Here is a 19908-nt window from a genome sequence, read left to right as displayed (position 1 = left end):
CCTTTCATTGATTATTTCTGGAACGGCATACCTACTTGAGTTAATAGCTCACGAGCCTCTTCGTCAGAGTTAGCAGTCGTTACGATAACGATGTCCATTCCGCGAACCTTTGTTACTTTATCGTAGTCAATTTCAGGGAAGATTAACTGTTCTTTGATACCAAGAGTGTAGTTTCCGCGACCGTCAAAAGATTTCTTAGAAATCCCGCGGAAGTCACGTACACGCGGTAAAGATACAGAAATAAGTTTATCAAGGAAATCATACATGCGCTCTCCGCGAAGAGTTACTTTCGCACCGATAGGCATTCCCTCACGAAGACGGAATCCAGCAATTGATTTCTTCGCACGAGTAACGACAGGTTTTTGACCTGCGATAAACGTTAATTCTTCAACAGCACTGTCGATTGCTTTTGCGTTTTGAACAGCATCACCGACACCCATGTTGATTACGATTTTTTCGATTTTTGGCACCTGCATAACAGAGTCGTAGTTGAACTTCGTCATTAAAGCAGGTGAAATTTCTTTATTGTACTTTTCTTTAAGGCGGTTCATGAGATAGACCTCCCTTCCTTTAAATACTATTTATCTAAGACTTGCCCAGATTTTTTTGCAACACGAACTTTTTTGCCATCTTCCACTTTGTATCCTACGCGAGTCACTTCACCTGTTTTAGGATCGAGCGGCATAACGTTTGATACATGAATTGGCGCCTCTTGATTAGAAATACCGCCTTGAGGGTTTGCTTGAGTTGGTTTAGAGTGCTTCTTCACCATGTTTACGCCCTCAACTAGAACGCGGTCCTTTTTAGGGAAAGCAGCAAGGATCGTACCTTGTTTGCCTTTATCTTTACCAGAGATAACCATTACTTTATCGCCTTTTTTCACATGCATCCTGATCGCACCTCCTTGAGTAAGGCATTTATTTCATTAGATAACTTCTGGAGCCAGAGAAACAATTTTCATGAAGTTGTTTTCACGTAATTCACGGGCAACCGGTCCGAAGATACGAGTTCCACGCGGGCTCTTGTCGTCACGGATGATAACACATGCATTCTCATCGAAGCTGATGTATGATCCGTCAGTTCTGCGTGCTCCGCTTTTTGTGCGAACGATAACAGCTCTTACGACTTCACCTTTTTTGACAACGCCTCCTGGTGTTGCTTGTTTAACCGTGCAAACAATTACATCACCAATGTTAGCCGTTTTACGTCCAGAACCGCCAAGAACTTTAATAGTAAGTACCTCACGCGCACCGGAGTTGTCAGCAACTTTTAAACGAGTCTCTTGTTGAATCATTATTTGTTACCTCCCTTCGGAAAAAGAATTCCGAACTTTATTAGATAATAACAGCTTCTTCGACAACTTCTACTAGACGAAAACGCTTAGTTGCAGATAATGGACGAGTTTCCATGATCTTTACGATGTCTCCGATTTTAGCTTGGTTATTTTCATCATGTGCTTTGAATTTCTTTGAGTATTTTACGCGTTTACCGTAAATAGGATCCTTTTTGTATGTTTCAACAACAACAGTGATGGTTTTATCCATTTTGTCAGAAACAACACGGCCTTGGTAAACTTTGCGTTGGTTACGTTCGCTCATGCTCACGACCTCCCCTCAGTGATTATTTGTTGGCAGCAATTTCTCTTTCACGAATCACAGTTTTCATGCGCGCGATAGCTTTGCGCACTTCACGAATGCGAGCAGTATTTTCAAGTTGTCCTGTCGCTAATTGAAAGCGAAGATTGAAAAGTTCTTCTTTAAGAGACTTTACTTTTTGTTCAATTTCAGCAGTGGTAAGGTCACGAATTTCATTAGCTTTCATTTGATTCACCACCAATTTCTTCACGTTTTACGAACTTCGTTTTAATTGGCAATTTGTGAGATGCAAGACGAAGAGCTTCACGAGCTACCTCTTCAGACACACCAGAAATTTCAAATAAAACTTTGCCCGGTTTTACAACAGCTACCCAGCCTTCAGGAGCCCCTTTACCGGAACCCATCCGTACCTCAAGCGGTTTAGCAGTGTAAGGTTTTGAAGGGAAAATTTTAATCCAAACTTTACCGCCACGTTTCATGTAACGAGTCATCGCAATACGTGCAGCTTCGATTTGGCGGTTTGTGATCCAAGAAGCTTCAAGAGCCTGGATACCGTACTCACCAAAATGTACTTCAGTACCGCCTTTAGCGCGACCGCGCATTTTTCCGCGATGCTCTCTGCGATATTTAACGCGTTTTGGTAATAACATATTATTTTCCTCCTTCCTCAGTTTTCTTCTTAGTAGGAAGAACCTCTCCACGATAGATCCAGACTTTTACACCAAGCTTACCGTAAGTTGTGTCAGCTTCAGATGTTGCATAGTCGATGTCAGCACGTAAAGTGTGCAATGGAACAGTTCCTTCACTGTAGTATTCAGAACGAGCAATGTCAGCTCCGCCAAGACGGCCGGAAACCATTGTTTTCACACCTTGTGCTCCAGCACGCATAGTGCGTTGGATTTGTTGTTTCTGCGCACGGCGGAAAGAAATACGGTTTTCTAGTTGACGAGCGATGTTGTCAGCTACAAGCTGAGCATCAAGATCTGCTCTTTTGATTTCAAGAATGTTAATGTGTACACGCTTGCCAGTAAGGCTGTTAAGGGCTTTACGAAGTGCTTCAACTTCAGATCCGCCTTTACCGATTACCATACCAGGCTTAGCAGTGTGGATCGTAATGTTAACGCGGTTTGCTGCGCGCTCGATTTCTACTTTAGAAACAGAAGCGTCAGAAAGGCGTTTGCTAATGAATTCACGAATTTTTAAATCTTCGTGCAGGAAGTCAGCGTAATCTTTACCAGCGTACCACTTAGATTCCCAATCACGAATGACTCCGATACGAAGACCGACTGGATTTACCTTTTGACCCACTACTTATCCCTCCTTCTTTTCTGATACAACGATTGTAATGTGGCTCGTACGTTTGTTGATTTGGCTCGCACGTCCCATAGCACGCGGGCGGAATCTTTTTAACGTTGGGCCTTCGTCAACAAATGCCTGAGAAATAACCAGATTGTTAGCGTCCATCTCGTAGTTGTGCTCAGCATTTGCGATAGCAGATTTTAAAACTTTTTCGATGATCGGAGAAGCAGCTCTCGGAGTTAAGTTCAGGATAGATACTGCTTCGCCTACTTGCTTACCTCGAATCAGGTCCATTACTAGACGTGCTTTACGAGGAGCAATACGGACTGTTCTTGCAACAGCTTTAGCTTGCATTTAAAAGCCTCCTCTCTTAGCGTCTTGTTTTTTTATCGTCACTGGCGTGGCCTTTGTAAGTACGAGTCGGTGCGAATTCGCCCAACTTGTGGCCTACCATGTCTTCAGAAATGAATACAGGCACGTGTTTACGTCCGTCATATACTGCGATAGTGTGACCGATAAATTGTGGGAAAATAGTTGAACGGCGAGACCAAGTTTTTACAACTTGTTTCTTGTCCGTTTCATTTAATTTCTCGATTTTTGTCATCAAGTGTCCATCGACAAATGGTCCTTTTTTCAAGCTGCGAGCCATTTTGGAACCTCCCTTCGTGATTGCACTACGGTCCGAAATGAACCGTAGACAACCCCGTTATTTATTTTTACGACGACGTACGATAAATTTATCAGATTTGTTCTTTTTCTTACGTGTCTTGAATCCAAGAGTCGGTTTGCCCCAAGGAGACATTGGTGATTTACGTCCGATTGGCGCGCGACCTTCACCACCACCGTGCGGGTGATCGTTAGGGTTCATTACAGAACCGCGGACTGTAGGGCGGATGCCTTTCCAGCGAGAGCGTCCTGCTTTACCAACGTTGATCAGTTCGTGCTGCTCGTTACCTACTTGACCGATAGAAGCGCGGCAAGCAGAAAGGATCATGCGAACTTCACCAGAGTTAAGACGTACAAGAACGTATTTGCCTTCTTTACCAAGAACCTGAGCAGATGTACCAGCTGAACGTACAAGCTGTCCGCCTTTACCAGGTTTTAATTCAATGTTATGCACAACTGTACCAACAGGAATGTTGATAAGCGGAAGTGCGTTACCTACTTTGATGTCAGCTTCAGGGCCGGACATGATTTCAGTACCTACTTGAATTCCTTTTGGTGCAAGAATGTAACGTTTTTCTCCGTCTACATAGTTGATTAGTGCAATGTTAGCTGAACGGTTTGGATCGTACTCAACTGTAGCAACGCGTCCAGGTATACCATCTTTATCGCGTTTGAAGTCGATAACACGGTATTGGCGTTTGTGTCCGCCACCTTGGTGACGTACAGTCAATTTACCTTGGTTGTTACGTCCGCCTTTTTTGTGAAGGGGCGCAAGCAAGGATTTTTCCGGCTGGTCAGTCGTGATTTCAGCAAAATCTGAAGTTGTCATGCCACGACGTCCGTTAGAGGTCGGTTTATACTTTTTAATCGCCATTTTGAATTTCCCTCCTTCTTTTTACAGATAATTAAGCTTCAAAAATTTCGATTTCTTTGCTGTCTGCAGTAAGTTTTACGATCGCTTTTCTGCGACGGCTAGTCATACCAGTGTAGCGGCCGACACGTTTTGATTTCCCTTTGTAGTTCATGATGTTGACTTTGTCAACTTTCACTCCAAAGATACTTTCAACTGCATCTTTCACTTCTGTTTTGTTAGCTCTTACATCAACTTCAAAAGTATATTTTTTTTCAGTCATTAAATCAGCAGAACGTTCAGTAATGACGGGGCGCTTAAGAACATCACGAGGATCTTTCATTATGCAAGCACCTCCTCTACTTTTTCAACCGCAGCTTTTGTAATCAGAAGCTTCTCGTGGTTGACAACGTCTAACACGTTGATTCCGTTAGCTTGAACAACTGTAACTCCAGGGATGTTGCGTGCAGAAAGAGATACTGCTTCGTTTGCATCCGCAGTTACGATTAAAGCTTTTTTCTCAACAGATAATCCTTTAAGGATAGCTGCCATTTCTTTTGTTTTAACCGTATCAAGAGTAAGATCTTCAAGAACAATAATGTTGTTGTCGTTCACTTTAGAAGACAATACTGATTTGATTGCCAAGCGGCGAACTTTTTTAGGTAATTTGTAAGAATAGCTGCGTGGTGTTGGGCCGAATACGACACCACCTCCGCGCCATTGCGGTGAACGGATTGAACCTTGACGGGCACGACCTGTACCTTTTTGACGCCATGGTTTGCGACCTCCGCCGCGTACTTCAGAACGATTTTTTACTTTGTGAGATCCTTGACGTAAGGAAGCTCTTTGCATAAGAATAGCGTCGAATACTACGCTCTCATTTGGCTCAATTCCAAATACAGACGCGTTTAATTCGATATCACCAGCAGTAGAACCGTTTTGGTTGTATAATGCTACTTTTGGCATGATCAATTTCCTCCTTTCCTAAGAGACTTATTTAGATTTAACAGCACTTTTAACAGTGATTAAAGTTTTTCTCGCACCAGGTACGTTACCTTTAATCAAAAGAAGATTGCGCTCAGCATCTACTTTTACGATTTCGAGGTTTTGGACAGTGATTTGATCTCCGCCCATGCGTCCAGGTAATAGTTTACCTTTGAATACACGGTTAGGATCTACAGGTCCCATTGAACCAGGACGACGGTGGTAGCGTGAACCGTGAGACATAGGTCCGCGAGATTGCCCGTGGCGCTTGATCGCACCTTGGAAACCTTTACCTTTAGATACTCCTGTTACATCTACGATTTCTCCTGCAGAGAAAATTTCAACCTTGACTTCCTGACCAATTTCATACGCATCCATATCCACGCCGCGTAATTCTTTAACGAAGCGCTTAGGAGCAGTTTCCGCTTTTGCAACGTGTCCTTTTTCCGGTTTGTTTGAAAGCTTTTCACGCTTATCGTCAAAACCAAGCTGGATCGCTTCATAGCCATCATTTTCAGCTGTTTTCTTTTGAAGAACAACGTTTGGAGCTGCTTCAATAACAGTTACCGGGATAAGATCACCGTTCTCTGCGAATACTTGCGTCATACCAATTTTTCTTCCTAAGATTCCTTTGGTCATTCGTCACACCTCCTATTAAGATCATTCTATATTTTAGAATTAAAGTTTGATTTCGATATCGACACCAGATGGTAAGTCTAATCGCATGAGAGCATCAACAGTTTGTGGTGTTGGGTTCACAATGTCGATTAAACGTTTATGTGTACGCATTTCAAATTGCTCACGAGAATCTTTGTATTTGTGCACCGCACGAAGGATTGTGTAAACTGATTTTTCAGTTGGCAACGGAATCGGACCAGATACGCTGGCACCAGAACGTTTTGCCGTTTCAACAATCTTCTCTGCAGATTGATCAAGGATTCTATGATCATATGCTTTTAAACGAATACGAATTTTTTGTTTTGCCATTATTTTCCCTCCTTTTCGCCTACATCACGTTAGACAGTTCTCCGTGAGAAAAACCTGATCACCTTGCCATGGCAAAGCGGCCGGGTGTGTCAGCAACCTCTCACTTCATCGCAGTCAAAGACCAACATACACTATTATACAGAAAATAGACGTATGTTGCAAGGTTTATTTAAAGAACCTTGTGATTTTCACACTTTGATTATTATACAGGTGATACCATGATTAATCAAGGATATGCCTGTTTTCTTTCAGAGATGGAACGATGCGAACCGGCTGACAACTTCGGCAAAGCGATCCGGTTCCTCCAAGTGAGGCGAATGGGCTGAGTTCTCAAACCAATGCCATTCTTTATACGGCGCATCAACCTTCTGATAATATTCATAAGACGTCGTCCCCGGGACCGTCAAATCGTATCTCCCTGTCATAAAACAGCACGGTATTATAATAGAAGAAACTGATTCCCAGGCATCAAAGAAAATGAGATCCTCCCACAGGTGTTTCAGGCTGAACATTTGTCCCTTCGCGGCTAAGAAGCTCCCTCTCACACCGTACGGTTCACCAAACAGCATTCGCCCCCCTGCTTTAAGAGCTCCGATCGGATGATGGGTAAAGCCCCCTCCCCTCATCTCGATACAAAGCAGAAACAACGTTCGCTGCAGCTGTTTCTCCCATGGAGGCGCTCCGATAAAACTCAGCGTCTTTTCCAGCAGGAAATGTTTGCGTTGCCTGCTCCATTCCATCATCAGCCGGTAAGCTTCCGTTTCTTCCTTTTGAATATTAACCACCTGACTGATACCGATATACCCATAATACAAATCAGGCCTTTCTTGAAGAACATGAAGCGCCAGAACTGAACCCCACGAATAGCCGGCGATATATATTTTTTGCCTGCTGAATTGCTTGCATAAGCGTTCGGTCAAATGAATGGTATCGGCTGTCAGCTGATCCAAAGTCATAGATGAACCCGGAATTTCCTTTGAATAAGAGAGACCCGCCCCTCTCTGATCCCAGTTCACAACGGTGAAATGCTTTTCCAGCTTATTCTGGTATTTTCTCGCATAGCCGATTTGAGGCGTGCCGGGACCGCCGTGCAAAAACAAAAGCAGCGGATTACTCCTGTCATCACCATTAATCATAATGGTTTGTTCACTGCCATTAATCAGCAATTGCTGAAGCATTGAAATACGATTGGTTTTCTTGAAGTTATCGATCATCGCTCTGCTCCTAAAATTTGTATACGTTCTATTATACATGGAATCAGCGGGGAAACAAAAAAACGAGGCCCCATAAGGGACCCCGCATTAATGAACGAGTCGATTACTCAGTGATTGTAGAAACAACGCCTGAACCAACTGTACGTCCGCCTTCACGAATAGAGAAACGAGTTCCTTCTTCGATAGCGATTGTAGAGATAAGTTCAACGATCATTTCAGTGTTATCTCCAGGCATAACCATTTCTACGCCTTCTGGAAGATTGATGATACCAGTTACGTCAGTTGTACGGAAGTAGAACTGAGGACGGTAGTTAGAGAAGAATGGAGTATGACGTCCACCCTCTTCTTTAGAAAGAACGTAAACTTCAGCTTTGAATTTGCTGTGTGGAGTGATTGTACCTGGTTTAGCAAGTACTTGTCCACGTTGGATGTCTTCACGAGCTACACCGCGAAGAAGTGCACCGATGTTGTCTCCAGCTTCAGCGTAGTCAAGAAGCTTACGGAACATTTCAACACCTGTAACAGTTGTTTTGCTGTTTTCTTCTTGAAGACCGATGATTTCAACTTCGTCACCGACTTTAACTTGTCCGCGTTCTACACGGCCAGTAGCAACTGTACCACGACCAGTGATTGAGAATACGTCCTCAACTGGCATCATGAATGGTTTGTCAGTGTCACGTTCTGGAGTTGGGATGTACTCATCAACTGCAGCCATAAGTTCAAGAATTTTTTCTTCGTACTCAGCATCGCCTTCAAGAGCTTTAAGAGCAGAACCTTTAACAACTGGTACATCATCACCAGGGAAGTCGTATTCGCTAAGAAGATCGCGAACTTCCATTTCAACAAGCTCAAGAAGCTCTTCGTCGTCTACCATGTCGCATTTGTTAAGGAATACTACGATGTATGGTACACCAACGTTTTTAGAAAGAAGGATGTGCTCACGAGTTTGTGGCATTGGGCCATCAGCAGCAGATACTACAAGGATAGCTCCGTCCATTTGCGCAGCACCAGTGATCATGTTTTTAACATAGTCAGCGTGTCCTGGGCAGTCAACGTGTGCATAGTGACGAGTGTCAGTTTCGTACTCAACGTGTGCAGTAGAGATTGTGATACCGCGCTCACGTTCTTCTGGAGCACCATCAATTTGATCGTACGCCATAGCTGTACCTTTACCAGATTTCTTATGAAGTACTGTTGAGATAGCAGCAGTTAATGTTGTTTTACCATGGTCAACGTGTCCAATTGTACCGATATTGGCATGTGATTTGGAACGGTCGAATTTTTCTTTAGCCATTCTAAAATCCTCCTTAAGAGCTTTTAATTAGTAATGTATAGAGTGATAGAAAGTGAAAGCAAGCTTTCACTCCCTCATCTTACAATAGTAGTTATACTTGAGTTAAGTGGCAAAATCAATTATTCGCCTTTATTTTTTTTGATAATTTCTTCAGCGATGCTCTTCGGCACTTCTTCGTAGTGATCCATGAACATTGTGAACGTACCGCGTCCTTGCGTGTTAGAACGAAGGGCAGTAGCGTAACCGAACATTTCAGCAAGAGGTACCATCGCACGCACAACTTGAGCGTTACCGCGAGCTTCCATACCTTCTACGCGTCCGCGACGAGAAGTAACATCACCCATGATGTCTCCCATGTATTCTTCAGGAATAACAACTTCAACTTTCATGATTGGTTCAAGAAGAACTGGGTTACATTTGCTGACTGCATTTTTCAATGCCATAGAAGCAGCGACTTTAAACGCCATTTCGTTTGAGTCAACATCATGGTAAGATCCATCAAAAAGTTTCGCCTTGATGTCGATTAGCGGGAATCCGGCTAGGACACCATTTTCAAGAGAGTCTTCAAGACCTGCTTGTACGGCTGGGATGTATTCACGAGGAACAACACCACCGACGATTGCGTTTTCGAATTCAAAGCCAGCGCCTTCTTCGTTCGGTTCAAATTCGATCCAAACGTGACCGAACTGACCGCGTCCGCCTGATTGACGTACGAATTTACCTTCAACTTTTGCACCGGTACGGAATGTCTCACGGTACGCAACTTGAGGAGCACCAACGTTAGCTTCAACTTTAAACTCACGCTTCATACGATCAACAATGATATCAAGGTGAAGCTCACCCATACCAGAGATGATTGTTTGACCCGTTTCAGGGTTTGTTTGTGTACGAAAAGTAGGATCTTCTTCAGCAAGTTTCGCTAAAGCGATACCCATTTTATCTTGGTCAGCTTTTGATTTAGGCTCAATCGCTACGTCGATAACAGGCTCTGGGAATTCCATTGATTCAAGGATTACAAGATCCTTCTCATCACATAGAGTATCTCCAGTAGAAGTATCTTTTAGACCTACAGCAGCTGCGATGTCTCCAGCGTAAACAGTAGAGATCTCTTCACGGCTGTTAGCGTGCATTTGAAGGATACGTCCTACGCGCTCACGCTTGCCTTTTGTAGAGTTCTTTACATATGAACCGGAATCAAGTGTACCGGAATATACGCGGAAGAATGTCAGCTTACCGACATAAGGGTCAGTCATAACTTTAAATGCAAGTGCAGAGAACGGCTCTTCATCAGAAGAATGACGAACGATCTCTTCATCTGTATCAGGACGTACACCTTTGATTGCAGCAACATCAGTTGGCGCAGGAAGGTAGTCAAGAACAGCATCAAGTACAAGCTGAACACCTTTGTTTTTGAAAGCAGAACCAACAAGTACAGGGTAGAATTCAACATTCAGTGTACCTTTACGGATAGCAGCTTTCAGTTCAGGGATAGTGATTTCTTCACCTTCAAGGTACTTTTCCATAAGCTCTTCATCAAGCTCAGCTACAGCTTCAATCAGGCTGCTGCGAAGCTCTTCAGCTTGCTCTTTGTACTCTTCAGGGATTTCTTTCGCATCTGAACGAGTTCCAAGGTCATCTTCGTAGAAATACGCAACGTTTTCTACTAAGTCGATGATACCTTCGAAGTTGTCTTCAGCACCGATCGGCAATTGAATTGCGTGAGCGTTAGCTTGAAGACGGTCTCTTAAAGTGCCTACAGAGTAAAGGAAGTCTGCGCCGATTTTGTCCATTTTGTTGACAAATACAACACGCGGTACTCCGTAAGTTGTTGCTTGGCGCCATACTGTTTCTGTCTGAGGCTCAACACCTGATTGAGCATCAAGTACGGCAACCGCACCATCAAGTACACGGAGTGAACGTTCAACTTCAACTGTGAAGTCTACGTGTCCCGGTGTATCGATGATGTTTACACGGTAACCTTTCCACTGTGCAGTCGTTGCTGCAGAAGTGATTGTGATACCGCGTTCTTGTTCCTGCTCCATCCAGTCCATTTGCGAAGCACCTTCGTGAGTTTCGCCAATTTTGTGGATACGGCCTGTGTAGAACAAGATCCGTTCTGTAGTAGTCGTTTTACCGGCATCGATGTGAGCCATGATCCCGATATTACGAGTTTTTTCTAAGGAGAACTCTCTTGCCATTGGGTAATTTCTCCTTCCTTATTAGGGAATTATTATTTTGATTATATGAATCCTACCAGCGGTAGTGAGCAAATGCTTTGTTCGCTTCTGCCATCTTGTGAGTGTCTTCACGTTTCTTAACGGCAGCACCAGTGTTGTTAGCTGCATCAAGAATTTCGTTAGCCAGGCGCTCTTCCATTGTTTTTTCTCCGCGAAGACGCGCATAGTTAACCAACCAGCGAAGACCAAGAGTTGTACGGCGTTCAGGACGAACTTCTACAGGCACTTGGTAGTTAGCTCCACCTACACGGCGTGCTTTTACTTCAAGTACAGGCATGATGTTTTTCAATGCTTGTTCGAAAACCTCCATTGCATCATTGCCAGTGCGTTCTTTAATGATATCGAATGACTTGTATAGGATTGTTTGAGATTTACCTTTTTTACCGTCGATCATCATTTTGTTGATCAGGCGGGATACCAGCTTAGAGTTGTAAAGCGGATCAGGTAAAACATCTCTTTTTGCTACAGGACCTTTACGTGGCATCTGAATATCCTCCCTTCATAGTTTTAATGATTTATTTGATTACTTTGCTTTAGGACGTTTCGTACCGTATTTAGAACGGCCTTGCGCACGGTTTTCAACTCCGGCAGTATCAAGCGCGCCACGAACGATGTGGTAGCGTACCCCCGGTAAGTCTTTTACACGTCCGCCGCGGATCAGTACAACGCTGTGCTCTTGCAGGTTGTGACCGATACCAGGAATGTAGGCAGTAACCTCGATTCCGTTAGTCAAACGAACACGAGCGTATTTACGAAGTGCTGAGTTCGGTTTTTTCGGTGTCATTGTACCCACACGAGTACATACCCCGCGTTTTTGTGGAGAAGATACGTTAGTGTGCTCTTTTTTAAAGCTGTTGTATCCTTTGTTTAGTGCAGGTGACTTAGAGTTTTCAACTTTGCTCACGCGTCCCTTGCGAATTAGCTGATTAATTGTAGGCATGTTGTGTTCCTCCCTTCATTACGTTTTATAACCCACATACCCAGGTGGTTCATCATTAGGCAAAAAACAATGTCTTTACACAAGATTGATATCTTATATAAAAACAAAAAGTACGCTATAACATAATGGCAACAGCTGCTGCTCCCACTTCAATTCCGCAGGCTTTGCCGAGCTTTTTCATGGAATCCACCATACAGACAGCGGTATTTTGGTTCTTTGCAAGCTGGATAACGCCAGCCGTAAGAACTGAATCCGCGTCTTTTGCCACGACGACTTCCTTCACTGAACCTCGTTTTAGAGCTTTCACTGTTTGCTTCGTACCAATAATAATTGATTTGGCCTGTGATACTTTATCATAAGACATAAACATATCCTCCAAAGTAACAGGTTTTATTTCGAGCACCTTGGTTATATTATCACTCTGCGGGACGGATGTCAACAACGTATGACATTTTTTAGTGCAGTCCCCCGCCAGAATAATTGTAATACTGAGGAAAAGCTGTCGAAACAGCCTTTCCTGCAGCAGTTTCTGTTATTCAGCCGGAACCATATCTTCCGAAGGCTGAACGTTTGAAACAGGTTTTACTTTTCTGTAATTCATCATACCGGTACCGGCCGGAACCAGTTTACCGATGATAACATTCTCTTTCAGGCCGAGAAGTTCATCGCGCTTGCCTTTAATCGCAGCATCAGTAAGAACGCGTGTTGTTTCTTGGAATGATGCGGCAGACAAGAATGAATCCGTCTCGAGTGAAGCTTTCGTGATACCGAGAAGGACAGGACGTCCTGTAGCAGGTCGATTGCCTTCAAGCAGCACTTTTTTGTTCGCTTCTGTGAATTGGTGAATATCAAGCAATGTGCCAGGGAGAACATCAGTATCTCCGGCATCGATCACACGGACTTTGCGAAGCATCTGGCGAACCATTACTTCTACGTGTTTATCGCCGATTTCAACACCCTGCATACGGTAAACCTTCTGAACCTCATGCAGAAGATATTCCTGAACCGTTGTCAGGTCAGTGACTTTAAGAAGTTCTTTCGGATCGATTGAACCTTCTGTCAGCACTTGACCGCGGGTAATCTGATCACCCTCAGCCACTTTCAGGCGTGAGTTGTAAGGTGCCGTGTATGAACGGGTCTCAACAGCGCCCTGAACAACAATCTCCTGCTGTTTGTCGCGTACTTCATTGATTTCGGCAATTGTACCGTCAATTTCAGAAATCGTCGCTTGACCTTTCGGATTACGCGCTTCGAAAAGCTCTTGGATACGCGGAAGACCTTGTGTGATATCGTCTCCGGCAACCCCGCCTGTGTGGAACGTACGCATCGTTAACTGTGTTCCAGGCTCACCGATAGATTGAGCAGCGATAATACCTACTGCTTCGCCGACTTCAACATCAGTTCCGGTTGCAAGGTTACGTCCGTAGCATCGTTTACATACACCATGAGGAGTGTTACATGTGAACGCGGAACGGATCCACACTTCTTCGATTCCGGCTTCAACGATTTCCAGCGCTTTATCTTCATCGATCAATTCATTTTCGTTAATGAGCACAGCACCCGTTTCAGGATGTTTGATCTGTTTTCTGGCGAAACGTCCGATCAGACGCTCTTCCAGACGCTCGATGATTTCCGTGCCTTCTTTGAGCGGTTTTGCAAGAATACCGCGGTCTGTTCCGCAATCTGTTTCACGAATGATAACATCCTGCGCAACATCAACAAGACGGCGTGTAAGGTAACCTGAGTCAGCTGTTTTCAGGGCGGTATCGGCAAGACCTTTACGCGCACCGTGAGTGGAGATAAAGTACTCCAATACTGTCAGACCTTCACGGAAACTTGATTTAATCGGCAATTCAATGATTCGTCCAGCCGGGTTGGCCATCAGACCGCGCATACCCGCAAGCTGTGTAAAGTTAGATGCGTTACCACGGGCTCCTGAGTCACTCATCATGTAGATCGGGTTGACTTCGTCTAATGATTTCATCAGTTTGCCTTGGATAACATCTTTCGCTGAACTCCAAATTGAAATGACTCTTTCATAACGTTCTTCTTCGGTGATTAAACCGCGTCTGAACTGTTTCAGGACATTATCAACTTTGCTTTGTGCTTCTTCAAGGATTTCCTGTTTGTCATCGAGAACGACGATATCAGAAACCCCTACTGTGATGCCGGCTTTCGTTGAATATCTGAAACCGAGGTTTTTCATGCGGTCAAGCATTTTAGACGTTTCCGTGATATGGAATCGTTTAAAGATTTCCGCGATGATTTTACCGAGAATACCTTTTTTAAACGGTGCGTTGATCGGCTGCTCAGCAATCACAGCTTTTACGTCAGCACCTTTATCTAAGAAGAAACGGTCAGGTGTCTTCTCTTCAATGTTGCTCTTCGTTGGTTCATTCATGTAAGGGAATGATTCCGGAAGAATTTCATTGAAGACGAGCTTACCGACAGTTGTAATTAACAATTTTGAACGCTGTTCTTCAGTAAATGTCACATTCTTAAGGGAGTTCGCTGCAACAGCTACTCTCGTATGAAGGTGAACATAACCGTTTTGATAAGCAAGAAGCGCTTCGTCTGTATTCTTGAAGACCATACCCTCGCCGACTGCTCCGGCGCGCTCAAGCGTCAGGTAGTAGTTTCCTAATACCATATCCTGAGACGGCGTAACAACCGGTTTACCATCTTTAGGGTTCAAGATGTTTTGGGCTGCAAGCATCAGAATACGTGCTTCAGCTTGAGCCTCAGCTGATAAAGGTACGTGAACCGCCATTTGGTCACCGTCAAAGTCAGCGTTATAAGCTGTACATACTAACGGGTGAAGACGGATGGCGCGTCCTTCAACAAGCGTCGGTTCGAAAGCCTGGATACCTAATCTGTGAAGAGTAGGGGCACGGTTCAGTAAGACCGGATGCTCCTTAATGACAGATTCAAGTACATCCCATACTTCAGGCTGCACGCGTTCGATTTTGCGTTTTGCGCTCTTGATATTGTGAGCAAGGCCTTTTTCAACAAGCTCTTTCATGACGAAAGGCTTGAAGAGCTCAAGCGCCATTTCCTTCGGCAAACCGCACTGATACATTTTCAGATGCGGACCTACGACGATAACGGAACGTCCTGAGTAGTCTACACGTTTACCGAGAAGGTTCTGACGGAAACGCCCTTGTTTCCCTTTCAGCATGTGAGAAAGAGATTTAAGCGGACGGTTACCCGGTCCGGTAACCGGACGGCCGCGGCGTCCGTTGTCAATCAGAGCATCGACTGCTTCCTGAAGCATACGTTTTTCGTTCTGAACGATGATGCTTGGCGCGCCGAGGTCTAACAGACGTTTTAAACGGTTATTACGGTTGATGACACGACGGTAAAGGTCGTTCAGGTCAGACGTTGCGAAACGTCCGCCGTCAAGCTGAACCATCGGTCTTAATTCAGGCGGAATAACCGGAAGCACGTCGAGGATCATCCAAGACGGCTTGTTTCCTGAATTACGGAAGGCTTCAAGCACTTCAAGGCGTTTGATCGCACGTGTACGGCGCTGTCCTTGAGAAGTCTTCAGCTCTTCTTTTAACATATCAACTTCTTTGACAAGGTCGATGTCCTGCAGAAGTTTATTAATGGCTTCCGCACCCATAGAGGCTTGGAATTTGTTTCCGTACTTATCCAGATACGCACGGTATTCCTTTTCAGATAAAAGCTGTTTCTTTTCGAGCGGTGTATTGGCCGGGTCAGTTACGACGTAAGAAGCAAAGTAAATAACTTCTTCCAGCGCACGCGGTGACATATCCAATACAAGACCCATACGGCTCGGAATACCTTTGAAATACCAAATGTGAGAAACCGGGGCAGCCAGTTCAATATGCCCCATTCTCTCACGACGGACTTTAGCCCGCGTTACTTCAACTCCGCAACGGTCACAAACTACGCCTTTATAACGAACCCGCTTGTACTTGCCGCAATGACATTCCCAGTCCTTAGTCGGTCCGAAAATGCGTTCGCAGAACAGGCCGTCCTTTTCAGGTTTCAATGTACGATAGTTTATCGTTTCAGGCTTTTTCACTTCACCAAAAGACCATGAACGGATTTTATCCGGTGAAGCAAGACCGATGTTCATATACTCAAAATTGTTCACATCTAGCAAGGGGCCTACCTCCCTTTTTATCTTCGGATTAACCGATGTCACTTGCCTTTATCAATCAGAGACTATTCTTTCGTTACTGCGTCACGTTCAACGTCTGGAGATGCTGTTTCTTCCGGCGCTTCATCACCTGATAATGCAAGGCCGTCAGCCTGTTTCGCATCTTCCTCGTCTTCTAGATCTCTCATTTCTATTTCTTCTTCATCGCCTGAAAGGATTTTTACGTCCATACCTAAGCTTTGAAGCTCTTTGATCAATACTTTGAATGATTCCGGAACACCAGGCTCTGGAACATTGTCGCCTTTGACGATGGCTTCATATGTTTTCACACGTCCGACCACGTCATCGGACTTCACAGTCAGGATTTCTTGAAGCGTGTAAGCTGCGCCGTAAGCTTCAAGCGCCCAAACCTCCATCTCACCGAAACGCTGTCCGCCGAATTGGGCTTTACCGCCGAGAGGCTGCTGCGTAACAAGTGAGTAAGGACCTGTAGAACGGGCATGAAGTTTATCATCAACCATGTGCGCCAGTTTGATCATGTACATGATTCCGACTGATACACGGTTGTCGAACGGTTCTCCCGTACGGCCGTCATAAAGAACTGTTTTAGCGTCTCTTGACATGCCTGCTTCTTCAAGTGTTTCCCACACATCTTCTTCACGCGCGCCGTCAAATACAGGTGACGCGATGTGAATGCCGAGGTAGCGGGCAGCCATACCCATGTGAAGTTCTAATACCTGACCGATATTCATACGTGATGGTACACCCAGCGGGTTAAGCATGATATCGATCGGCGTGCCGTCAGGAAGGTAAGGCATATCTTCTTCAGGAAGAATCTTCGAGATAACCCCTTTGTTTCCGTGACGTCCGGCCATTTTATCCCCTTCAGAAATCTTACGTTTCTGAACGATATATACGCGTACAAGCTGGTTCACTCCCGGAGGAAGTTCGTCGCCGTCTTCACGGTTGAAGACTTTTACGTCGTGGATAATTCCGCCGCCGCCGTGAGGCACACGGAGAGAAGTATCACGGACTTCACGCGCTTTTTCTCCAAAGATCGCATGCAGAAGGCGTTCTTCAGCCGTAAGCTCAGTTACACCTTTAGGCGTTACTTTACCTACGAGAAGGTCTCCGTCGTTGACTTCCGCACCGATACGGATAATTCCGCGGTCATCAAGATTGCGGAGCGCGTCTTCCCCTACGTTTGGAATATCGCGGGTGATCTCTTCCGGCCCAAGCTTTGTATCACGTGCTTCTGATTCATATTCTTCAATGTGAATAGATGTGTATACATCATCTTTCACAAGGCGTTCACTCATGATGATGGCATCCTCATAGTTGTAACCATCCCATGTCATGAAGCCGACCATTACGTTGCGGCCGAGAGCAAGTTCACCAAGCTCCATTGAAGGTCCGTCAGCAAGGATTTCTCCTTTGACTACTTCATCGCCGACACTGACGATCGGACGCTGGTTGTAGCACGTACCTTGGTTGGAGCGGACAAATTTCAGCAAGCTGTACTTATCCAGGTTGCCTTTTACTTTTTGGCCGTCAATTTCTTCATAGCGGCGCACCCATACGTTTTTCGCTTCCACCCGTTCAACGATACCAGGGTGTTTACAAATAACGGCTGCACCGGAGTCTTTACCGGATACATATTCCATACCCGTTCCGACGATCGGAGCTTCCGGCTGCATCAAAGGCACAGCCTGACGCTGCATGTTCGCTCCCATGAGGGCGCGGTTCGAGTCATCGTTTTCCAAGAACGGAATACATGCTGTCGCAGCAGAAACAACCTGTTTAGGAGATACGTCCATGTAATCCACGCGGTTGCGGGCTACAACGGTGTTTTCCCCTCTGAAACGCGCTACGATGCTGTCATCCAAGAAAGAACCGTCATCGCTCAGCTTAGCATTCGCTTGGGCTACGACATAGTTATCCTCTTCATCAGCAGTCAGGTAGTCGATTCTAGGCGTTACTTTTCCTGTTTCAGGATCAACGCGGCGGTATGGCGTCTCAATGAAACCAAAGCGGTTTACTTTCGCAAATGATGACAATGAGTTGATCAAACCGATGTTCGGGCCCTCAGGCGTTTCAATCGGACACATACGGCCATAGTGAGAGTAGTGAACGTCACGTACTTCCATACCTGCGCGCTCACGTGTCAAACCGCCCGGTCCGAGAGCTGACAGACGGCGTTTGTGCGTCAATTCAGCAAGCGGGTTCGTCTGATCCATGAATTGAGAAAGCTGTGAGCTTCCGAAGAACTCTTTAATAGACGCAATAACAGGTCTGATGTTAATCAGCTGCTGCGGCGTGATTGTATTTGTGTCTTGAATAGACATTCTTTCACGTACGACACGTTCCATCCGGCTTAAACCGATACGGAATTGGTTTTGCAGGAGCTCACCTACAGAACGCAGACGGCGGTTTCCGAGATGGTCGATATCATCAGTGTCGCCCACTCCGTGCAGGAGGTTGAAGAAGTAGCTGATAGAAGAAATAATATCAGCAGGCGTAATGTTTTTAATCGCCTCTTCGATGTAAGCATTGCCGATCACATTGATCGTCTGCTCTCCTTCTGCATCGGTAGGAGCATAGATTTTAATGGATTGAAGCATCACTTCATCCTCGACGACGCCGCCGTTAGGATAAAGTTTTCTGAAGCCGATTCCATTTTCTAAGTATGGCAGTACTTTATCAAGTGTTCTTCTGTCAAGAATCTGCCCTTTTTCAGCGAGAATTTCACCGGTTTCCGGATCCACCAGTGTTTCTGCAAGTCGCTGGTTAAACAGGCGGTTCTTGATATGAAGCTTTTTATTAATTTTATAGCGTCCTACATTCGCAAGGTCGTATCGCTTCGGATCGAAGAAACGGGAATCCAGCAAGCTTTTTGCGTTTTCTACTGTAGGCGGCTCTCCGGGACGAAGGCGCTCATAGATTTCAAGAAGCGCTTTGTCACTGTTTTCAGTGTTGTCCTTATCCAGTGTATTGCGGAGATATTCGTTCTCACCAATGAGATCGAGAATCTCTTGGTCGGAACCGAAGCCGAGAGCACGCAAAAGAACCGTAACCGGCAACTTACGTGTGCGATCAATGCGGACATACACAACATCTTTCGCATCAGTTTCGTATTCTAACCATGCGCCACGGTTTGGAATGACAGTCGCGGTAAAACCTTTTTTACCGTTTTTGTCTACTTTACCACTGAAATATACACTTGGAGACCGAACAAGCTGAGATACGATAACACGTTCTGCACCGTTGATGATAAAAGTACCGGTATCTGTCATAATAGGGAAATCACCCATGAAGACATCCTGGTCTTTTACCTCTCCAGTTTCTTTGTTAATTAAACGAACCTTCACTCTCAGCGGAGCTGAGTAAGTCACATCACGTTCTTTTGACTCTTCAACGGGATACTTAGGATCTCCTAAACTGTAGTCAATGAACTCAAGAGAGAGGTTACCAGTGAAATCCTCAATTGGTGATATGTCTTGAAACATCTCTCTAAGACCCTCATCAAGAAACCACTGATAAGAAGAGGTTTGAATTTCAATGAGATTTGGTAATTCTAACACTTCGCTAATGCGAGCATAGCTTCTGCGCTGGCGGTGTCGTCCATACTGAACTAGTTGACCTGTCAACTGATTCACCCCTCAAATCATGCGTATTATATGTGTAATAAGCATCTCTTACGATAAAGAAATACT

At 44.9% G+C, this 19908-nt stretch carries 22 protein-coding genes; all 22 read right to left on the bottom strand.

Annotated features, from left to right (window positions below):
* Nucleotides 1–11: 11 nt before the first annotated feature.
* Nucleotides 12–551, bottom strand: coding sequence for a 50S ribosomal protein L5 (rplE, locus tag NYE38_RS00790; RefSeq protein ID WP_003156487.1), 540 nt, complete (start codon nt 549–551; stop codon nt 12–14).
* A 26-nt stretch (nt 552–577) separates the two neighbouring features.
* A complete protein-coding gene (rplX, locus tag NYE38_RS00785; protein ID WP_003156486.1) occupies nt 578–889 on the bottom strand; it encodes a 50S ribosomal protein L24 in 312 nt (103 codons plus the stop codon).
* 36 nt (nt 890–925) lie between these two features.
* Nucleotides 926–1294, bottom strand: a complete 369-nt coding sequence (gene rplN, locus NYE38_RS00780; protein WP_007410404.1) for a 50S ribosomal protein L14 — start codon at nt 1292–1294, stop codon at nt 926–928.
* Nucleotides 1295–1334: 40 nt separating this feature from the next.
* Complete coding sequence (gene rpsQ, locus NYE38_RS00775; protein ID WP_003156484.1) at nt 1335–1598, bottom strand: 30S ribosomal protein S17; 264 nt, start codon at nt 1596–1598, stop codon at nt 1335–1337.
* A gap of 22 nt (nt 1599–1620) precedes the next feature.
* A complete protein-coding gene (rpmC, locus tag NYE38_RS00770) occupies nt 1621–1821 on the bottom strand; it encodes a 50S ribosomal protein L29 (RefSeq protein ID WP_003156482.1) in 201 nt (66 codons plus the stop codon).
* Nucleotides 1811–2245, bottom strand: coding sequence for a 50S ribosomal protein L16 (gene rplP, locus NYE38_RS00765; RefSeq protein WP_003156478.1), 435 nt, complete (start codon nt 2243–2245; stop codon nt 1811–1813). The genes rpmC and rplP overlap by 11 nt, the downstream gene beginning before the upstream one ends.
* Before the next feature lies 1 nt (nt 2246).
* On the bottom strand, nt 2247–2903 hold the full coding sequence (gene rpsC, locus NYE38_RS00760) for a 30S ribosomal protein S3 (RefSeq protein ID WP_003156476.1): 657 nt from the start codon (nt 2901–2903) through the stop codon (nt 2247–2249).
* A 3-nt stretch (nt 2904–2906) separates the two neighbouring features.
* Nucleotides 2907–3248 (bottom strand): 50S ribosomal protein L22, encoded by a 342-nt coding sequence (gene rplV / locus NYE38_RS00755; protein WP_003156475.1) that lies wholly within the window; start codon nt 3246–3248, stop codon nt 2907–2909.
* Between the two features lie 16 nt (nt 3249–3264).
* Complete coding sequence (gene rpsS / locus NYE38_RS00750; RefSeq protein WP_003156472.1) at nt 3265–3543, bottom strand: 30S ribosomal protein S19; 279 nt, start codon at nt 3541–3543, stop codon at nt 3265–3267.
* 57 nt (nt 3544–3600) lie between these two features.
* Complete coding sequence (gene rplB / locus NYE38_RS00745; protein WP_003156470.1) at nt 3601–4434, bottom strand: 50S ribosomal protein L2; 834 nt, start codon at nt 4432–4434, stop codon at nt 3601–3603.
* A gap of 31 nt (nt 4435–4465) precedes the next feature.
* Nucleotides 4466–4753 carry a 50S ribosomal protein L23 gene (rplW, locus tag NYE38_RS00740; protein ID WP_003156467.1) on the bottom strand — a complete coding sequence of 96 codons (288 nt, stop codon included), beginning with the start codon at nt 4751–4753 and terminating at the stop codon, nt 4466–4468.
* Complete coding sequence (rplD, locus tag NYE38_RS00735; RefSeq protein WP_007615239.1) at nt 4753–5376, bottom strand: 50S ribosomal protein L4; 624 nt, start codon at nt 5374–5376, stop codon at nt 4753–4755. The genes rplW and rplD overlap by 1 nt, the downstream gene beginning before the upstream one ends.
* A 27-nt stretch (nt 5377–5403) precedes the next feature.
* A complete protein-coding gene (rplC, locus tag NYE38_RS00730; RefSeq protein ID WP_007410402.1) occupies nt 5404–6033 on the bottom strand; it encodes a 50S ribosomal protein L3 in 630 nt (209 codons plus the stop codon).
* Nucleotides 6034–6072: 39 nt separating this feature from the next.
* Entirely contained in the window at nt 6073–6381 is a 309-nt protein-coding gene (gene rpsJ, locus NYE38_RS00725) for a 30S ribosomal protein S10 (protein ID WP_003156464.1), read from the bottom strand.
* A 248-nt stretch (nt 6382–6629) separates the two neighbouring features.
* The gene (locus NYE38_RS00720; RefSeq protein ID WP_340801498.1) at nt 6630–7595 is read right to left on the bottom strand and encodes an alpha/beta hydrolase; all 966 of its coding nucleotides are present in this window, start codon (nt 7593–7595) and stop codon (nt 6630–6632) included.
* Nucleotides 7596–7698: 103 nt separating this feature from the next.
* Nucleotides 7699–8889 carry an elongation factor Tu gene (gene tuf, locus NYE38_RS00715; protein WP_007410400.1) on the bottom strand — a complete coding sequence of 397 codons (1191 nt, stop codon included), beginning with the start codon at nt 8887–8889 and terminating at the stop codon, nt 7699–7701.
* A gap of 119 nt (nt 8890–9008) precedes the next feature.
* A complete protein-coding gene (fusA, locus tag NYE38_RS00710; protein WP_007410399.1) occupies nt 9009–11087 on the bottom strand; it encodes an elongation factor G in 2079 nt (692 codons plus the stop codon).
* Between the two features lie 52 nt (nt 11088–11139).
* Nucleotides 11140–11610, bottom strand: coding sequence for a 30S ribosomal protein S7 (gene rpsG, locus NYE38_RS00705; RefSeq protein ID WP_003156447.1), 471 nt, complete (start codon nt 11608–11610; stop codon nt 11140–11142).
* Between the two features lie 39 nt (nt 11611–11649).
* On the bottom strand, nt 11650–12066 hold the full coding sequence (gene rpsL / locus NYE38_RS00700; RefSeq protein WP_003156445.1) for a 30S ribosomal protein S12: 417 nt from the start codon (nt 12064–12066) through the stop codon (nt 11650–11652).
* A 115-nt stretch (nt 12067–12181) separates the two neighbouring features.
* On the bottom strand, nt 12182–12430 hold the full coding sequence (locus NYE38_RS00695) for a 50S ribosomal protein L7ae-like protein (RefSeq protein ID WP_003156443.1): 249 nt from the start codon (nt 12428–12430) through the stop codon (nt 12182–12184).
* 168 nt (nt 12431–12598) lie between these two features.
* A complete protein-coding gene (rpoC, locus tag NYE38_RS00690; RefSeq protein WP_007410398.1) occupies nt 12599–16198 on the bottom strand; it encodes a DNA-directed RNA polymerase subunit beta' in 3600 nt (1199 codons plus the stop codon).
* 62 nt (nt 16199–16260) lie between these two features.
* Nucleotides 16261–19842, bottom strand: coding sequence for a DNA-directed RNA polymerase subunit beta (gene rpoB / locus NYE38_RS00685; protein ID WP_003156440.1), 3582 nt, complete (start codon nt 19840–19842; stop codon nt 16261–16263).
* Between the last annotated feature and the right edge of the window lie 66 nt (nt 19843–19908).

The sequence above is a fragment of the Bacillus sp. EU63 genome, assembly GCF_038592915.1.
Classification (GTDB): domain Bacteria; phylum Bacillota; class Bacilli; order Bacillales; family Bacillaceae; genus Bacillus; species Bacillus velezensis.
The sequence above is the reverse complement of the archived record's forward strand: the minus strand, read 5'-3'. Positions and strand labels throughout refer to the sequence as shown.

Bases quoted from the DNA above. Each gene is read 5' to 3' on its own strand.
- rpmC (WP_003156482.1), bottom strand. From the start codon at position 1,821: ATGAAAGCTAATGAAATTCGTGACCTTACCACTGCTGAAATTGAACAA.
- rplC (WP_007410402.1), bottom strand. From the start codon at position 6,033: ATGACCAAAGGAATCTTAGGAAGAAAAATTGGTATGACGCAAGTATTC.
- rplW (WP_003156467.1), bottom strand. From the start codon at position 4,753: ATGAAAGATCCTCGTGATGTTCTTAAGCGCCCCGTCATTACTGAACGT.
- rplV (WP_003156475.1), bottom strand. From the start codon at position 3,248: ATGCAAGCTAAAGCTGTTGCAAGAACAGTCCGTATTGCTCCTCGTAAA.
- rplE (WP_003156487.1), bottom strand. From the start codon at position 551: ATGAACCGCCTTAAAGAAAAGTACAATAAAGAAATTTCACCTGCTTTA.
- rplD (WP_007615239.1), bottom strand. From the start codon at position 5,376: ATGCCAAAAGTAGCATTATACAACCAAAACGGTTCTACTGCTGGTGAT.
- fusA (WP_007410399.1), bottom strand. From the start codon at position 11,087: ATGGCAAGAGAGTTCTCCTTAGAAAAAACTCGTAATATCGGGATCATG.
- rplN (WP_007410404.1), bottom strand. From the start codon at position 1,294: ATGATTCAACAAGAGACTCGTTTAAAAGTTGCTGACAACTCCGGTGCG.
- rpsG (WP_003156447.1), bottom strand. From the start codon at position 11,610: ATGCCACGTAAAGGTCCTGTAGCAAAAAGAGATGTTTTACCTGATCCG.
- rplP (WP_003156478.1), bottom strand. From the start codon at position 2,245: ATGTTATTACCAAAACGCGTTAAATATCGCAGAGAGCATCGCGGAAAA.
- tuf (WP_007410400.1), bottom strand. From the start codon at position 8,889: ATGGCTAAAGAAAAATTCGACCGTTCCAAATCACATGCCAATATCGGT.
- rpsQ (WP_003156484.1), bottom strand. From the start codon at position 1,598: ATGAGCGAACGTAACCAACGCAAAGTTTACCAAGGCCGTGTTGTTTCT.
- rpsJ (WP_003156464.1), bottom strand. From the start codon at position 6,381: ATGGCAAAACAAAAAATTCGTATTCGTTTAAAAGCATATGATCATAGA.
- rpsL (WP_003156445.1), bottom strand. From the start codon at position 12,066: ATGCCTACAATTAATCAGCTAATTCGCAAGGGACGCGTGAGCAAAGTT.
- NYE38_RS00695 (WP_003156443.1), bottom strand. From the start codon at position 12,430: ATGTCTTATGATAAAGTATCACAGGCCAAATCAATTATTATTGGTACG.
- rplX (WP_003156486.1), bottom strand. From the start codon at position 889: ATGCATGTGAAAAAAGGCGATAAAGTAATGGTTATCTCTGGTAAAGAT.
- rpsS (WP_003156472.1), bottom strand. From the start codon at position 3,543: ATGGCTCGCAGCTTGAAAAAAGGACCATTTGTCGATGGACACTTGATG.
- NYE38_RS00720 (WP_340801498.1), bottom strand. From the start codon at position 7,595: ATGATCGATAACTTCAAGAAAACCAATCGTATTTCAATGCTTCAGCAA.
- rplB (WP_003156470.1), bottom strand. From the start codon at position 4,434: ATGGCGATTAAAAAGTATAAACCGACCTCTAACGGACGTCGTGGCATG.